Raw genomic sequence first — 4735 nt, forward strand, 5'->3', positions numbered from 1 at the left:
GGTTTTCGCTCAAGCCTTTTTTGAAAAGGCTTGCGGTCAAGCAGTTTTTTGAAAAGGGTTGTGATCATATCGATAGAGTTTGGGGATAAGTTCCTCAAACTTAAATGTTGTCTCAATTTTGATCAAACATTTTATCAAAAGGTTTGCTCTTAAAAAGCCATATTCTGTATCATACTCTCCAGAGTATCATTTTCTATAGCTTCCATAACCATCTTTGGATGAATCTGGTATGCCTGAACTACAATGGACACCTGAATATAGTTTCTTATGCTTTTTTCGTACATATAAGCCAGAACTTTTCTTCGGTTCCCCATCTCGTTTCCTAACTGACTGGTATCCCATCCTCTTACAGTCATAATTTCCTGTAGAACATGAGAATCTCCTACCTTAACGAAGCAGTCCTCCTGAGGATCCCAGTTGAAAAGCTCATTTATGCCTAAATCTCCTGTTTCAGGATCGACATTCAGGACTTCGACAAGACTTCGGGTTCGCCTAACTCTTTTTTCTTCTATGTACACTTGTTCCTGAATACAGAGCACATTTAGAGATTGCAACATAACGTGAGGCACGTTTATTGGCTCGTGAGTGAGCCTGTTTACAACGGTCTGTACATCTCCTGCATGCATTGTTGAGCTTGTTGCATGTCCTGTTGACATTGCCTGGAAAAGAGTGAGAGCTTCACTACCTCTCACTTCACCTACAATAATATAGTCCGGGCGCTGTCTGAGAGCAGCTCTCAAAAGATCATACATTGTAATTTCTCCCGAAGAATCTGCAGCAAAACCCTCCCTTGCAACCCCGGAAACCCAGTTATTATGGTAGAGTAAGAGTTCCCTTGTATCTTCGATAGAGACTATCTTCGTTGTAGAAGGCATGAACAGGGATGTAGCGTTCAGTATAGATGTTTTTCCTGACGCTGTTCCACCTGCAAAAAGCATATTATAGCCATTTTCGATAGCCAGCCAGAAATACACTAACATGTCAAGGTCGCACGTTTTATAGCTAAGGAGGTCTATAGGAGTCATTGGGTCTTTCCTGAACTTGCGGATAGTAAAAGAACTGCCTCTAGGAGTAATCTCTCTTCCTAAAACAGCCTGAAGTCTTGAACCGTCCTGAATTGTCGCATCCACGATTGGCTGGCTTATAGAAACGTGTTTATTGTTCAACTGACACATCTTGATTACAAGAGCATCAAGTTCCTCTTCTTCAAAAGCAATATTACATTCAATATTGAGATATCTGCTATGATAAACATAGAGAGGGATTCCCACTCCATCACATGAAATATCTTCTATATAAGGATCATAAAGGAGAGAATTGATTTTCTCGTAGCCCAGCAGATTTCTTCTAAGATAATACATAATTTTTAAAATTGAGGCCTTCGGAATGTCAGCTTTATAACGCTCAAGAAGAAAGAGAGCTCTATCTACAAGAAACTCATCCTTTTCGGACGTAGAATGCGTAGAACCAAGAACCAGGATGTCCTGAAAATCTTCATAAATTCTTTCGATGAGCTCTTTTTCAAATTTAGAAAGAGAAGGCTCAACAAGCCTGTAATATGTCGATCTACGGTCTTCCAGGATCGACACAAAAGTGTAGGGTTCTTGAAGCCAGTATCTTTCGAGTTCTTTTAACCCGTGAGGCACTATAAAATCTACAAGAGATCCTTCTTTTTCCGGATCATAAACTGGCAAAACTCTCAAAGGTTTATCAAAGCAACTTCTAACTTTTGTTACAACTTCTGCGATAGACTTATAGTCACCCTTTTTCTCCAATAACTCCGAAATAAATTTATTCTTTGCTAGCATTTCTTTTATATCGTCCAAACTCTCGTCCTCAGGTTTCTTCTTAGGTCATATAAGATAAACATCTTATAAAAACTTTGCATGTTTAATCCGAGTTCTGTTAAACGGTAATGTGTCCTAATTAAAATTCCAAACGAAGCATGCTGCTTTTCTTGATACGAAATCATTTTATGAGGAAAATGCTTGTACGTCAAAAAAGTTTCAATAAATTATTTATCCTATATTCGGCAGGTCGACATTTCATTTTCTATAATTTTATTGATGGCGATTTTGAACTACTGCTCCCTTGTTGTAAGTAGTTATTAGGTTTACATATGATCCAAACATAATCTTTCATGCTAAACTTTGATGGAAAAATGATTCAGTGTTTATATGTGTCGTTGGAGTTGAGCCACACGTTAACCAGCTTTAACTCTAATATGTATTTATCAAATGTTGAAAAACGATATCAAGAAAAATATTCAAATTCCTTATGTCGACCTGCCGAAAGTAGGATTTATAATTTAGAAATTGGTTCATTGGTCATCGGTTAAGGAAAAATCGTTATCAATTGCATTGATTTTCATAAAATTTATTAAATTATTCATCAAATGCAAAACTGGAATCTGATATCGATTTCAATTTAAACACTAAACATTTGGGTTTGAGTTTTTCCGTCGAAATCGAGATCAGCAGCTCAAAATCCTTAACCGAATACAAATGGAAATTGGTTATGTCCTTGAGTTATTGACTTATTTTAATATTGAGCTTATTCCAAAACCAACTTATTTTCAAAAATCAGTAGAGTTTCAGAATTATTTTCTATAATCTGAAGCTTGACTAACTATCAAGAATATGGATTCAGAAACGCAATTTTGAGTTTTAGGATACGCTCATTGTGTAAATCTTATCATTGTTTGGGGATCGAAATAGCTCCAGAAATAGATTCCTCACAAGTTTGGAGATTGAGTAAAGACACAATTATAATATCTCTTGTAAGGTTCATAAGAAATTGACTCTGGAAATAGAAATAGTTCAGGAAAACTCCGTTAGTGACCGAAAAAAATAATTGATCACATGTAGAGTTTAAAGAAATTGTTAACGTTCAAAATGCGAAGTTTAAAGGACTTATTAACGTTCAAAATTTCAGTTCAATAATTTAGCCTGCTTTCGGCAGGTCGACATAAAAATTCATTCAATTTTTCTATTGATATCGTTTTTTTCAGAACTATTTAAATTAAATTTAAATTAAAAATTACTAAATGTTAACCATAACATTATTAATATATATTTGTAACAAAAGGAGAGAAACGACAAATCAGAATAGATATCCATTGGTCATCGGTTAAGGAAAAATCGTTATCAATTGCATTGATTTTCATAAAATTTGTTAAATTATTCATCAAATGCAAAACTGGAATCTGATATCGATTTCAATTTAAACACTAAACATTTGGGTTTGAGTTTTTCCGTCGAAATCGAGATCAGCAGCTCAAAATCCTTAACCGAATACAAATGAATAGATATCTAGTCCTCATGATACTGATTTTTAACTGAAACTACAAAAACTAATGATGAAGAATATTTAAGTGTTAGAATGTGCTTGCTGCCGAATGTAGGATTTAGGGATATGATCCAGTCGCATAAGCATGCACAGAAGGCTGGAAATTCATTGTTTTTTAGCAATTAAATATATTCTTTCAAACTTTAAGTTAACCATTCCTGAACTATCTGCCTGTTCTTTAATAGCTTCTTTAACTAGTTTACGAAAAACACTGATATAATCGTCTGTCAAAGTAACTGTGTAAAAAGACTGGTTTAAGTAACCGTTTTCAGCTCCTGATTGATATATTTTATACGCTTGTTCAACGGAAAAGAGATTTGATTCTTCCCGAAGTTCACTATAAATTATATCAAACCCGTAATTCATAAAAAGCCTCTCATATTCTTCCTTGCTGTCAAAGAAAAGCCACGGGCTTTTAAAGTGACTAAATACCTCTCGTGTATATGGATGCATACGGATTTTTTCTATTGCTGAAATAAAGTTAGGGCAATAAGATTGAGTAGCTGGAGCCTGTACTCCTATTCTACCTCCTTCCTTAAGCACATTAAAACAACGCATCAATACTTGTTCTGGTTTTTGAAACCATTGAAAACACGAGTTACACACAATGACATCATATTTTGTATTTAGCTCAAAACTTTCAGCATCCATGACAGAATACTTTAAGTTGGGAAGCTCTTTACTGGAGCTTACTGCTTGCTCTATCATACCTTGAGAAACATCGATGCCCTGTACGGTTCCTGTTGTGATTTGTGCAATTTTTTTTGTGATATGACCTGGTCCACAGCCTATATCAAGTACATCTTCTTCAGGTTGAATTGATAATAAGTTCAAGAGAACCTCAAAGGCTGACTTTTGAACCAATGCATTGTCTGCATATGTAAAAGCCTTGGAATTAAAATTAACTTTCGACATAGTTTTAATCACTTTATTTAAATGAGTATTTATGTTATTTAGGACTTATGCGATTGAACTGAAAAATAAATGTTACTATTCAGGTAGCCTTTTTAGGGCTACACAATTTTTCCTCTTTTCGAGGAAAAATTGGATTTACAATGAGTTATTTCTATCTTTGATGAAACGTGAAGAGATTCTTGCTCTGTGTACTTCAAACCCTGAAGTTATTGCAACTTACATTGAGAGTCTTGAATCTCAAATAAAACAGCTTAGTGAAAAATTGCAAGTTTTAGAATCTCGCTTAAATCAAAATAGCAGAAACAGCAGTAAACCTCCTTCTACTGATTTTTTTGTCAAAGGAAAACCTAATCCCAAGAGTCTCCGTAAAAAGAGCGAAAAGAACCCTGGAGGTCAAGAAGGTCATCCAGGAACAACTCTTAAAATGGTTGATAATCCTGATTAGGTAATAGAGCATTCTTTGAACTGCTGC

2 protein-coding genes and 1 pseudogene are annotated in these 4735 nt (G+C 35.0%); 1 reads left to right on the forward strand and 2 read right to left on the reverse strand.

Annotated features, from left to right (window positions below; genetic code table 11):
• Window positions 1–149: 149 nt before the first annotated feature.
• Both ASJ81_RS08835 and ASJ81_RS08840 read right to left on the reverse strand, forming a co-directional pair.
• Window positions 150–1808 (reverse strand): type II/IV secretion system ATPase subunit, encoded by a 1659-nt coding sequence (locus tag ASJ81_RS08835; protein WP_449288770.1) that lies wholly within the window; start codon window positions 1806–1808, stop codon window positions 150–152.
• A 1645-nt stretch (window positions 1809–3453) separates the two neighbouring features.
• Window positions 3454–4263, reverse strand: a complete 810-nt coding sequence (locus tag ASJ81_RS08840; protein ID WP_245859977.1) for a class I SAM-dependent methyltransferase — start codon at window positions 4261–4263, stop codon at window positions 3454–3456.
• A 157-nt stretch (window positions 4264–4420) separates the two neighbouring features.
• Between ASJ81_RS08840 and ASJ81_RS08845 the strand changes: the two are divergent.
• Window positions 4421–4705, forward strand: a pseudogene (locus ASJ81_RS08845) (DUF6444 domain-containing protein); the annotation flags it as partial.
• Between the last annotated feature and the right edge of the window lie 30 nt (window positions 4706–4735).

Source organism: Methanosarcina spelaei, from assembly GCF_002287235.1.
Taxonomy (GTDB): domain Archaea; phylum Halobacteriota; class Methanosarcinia; order Methanosarcinales; family Methanosarcinaceae; genus Methanosarcina; species Methanosarcina spelaei.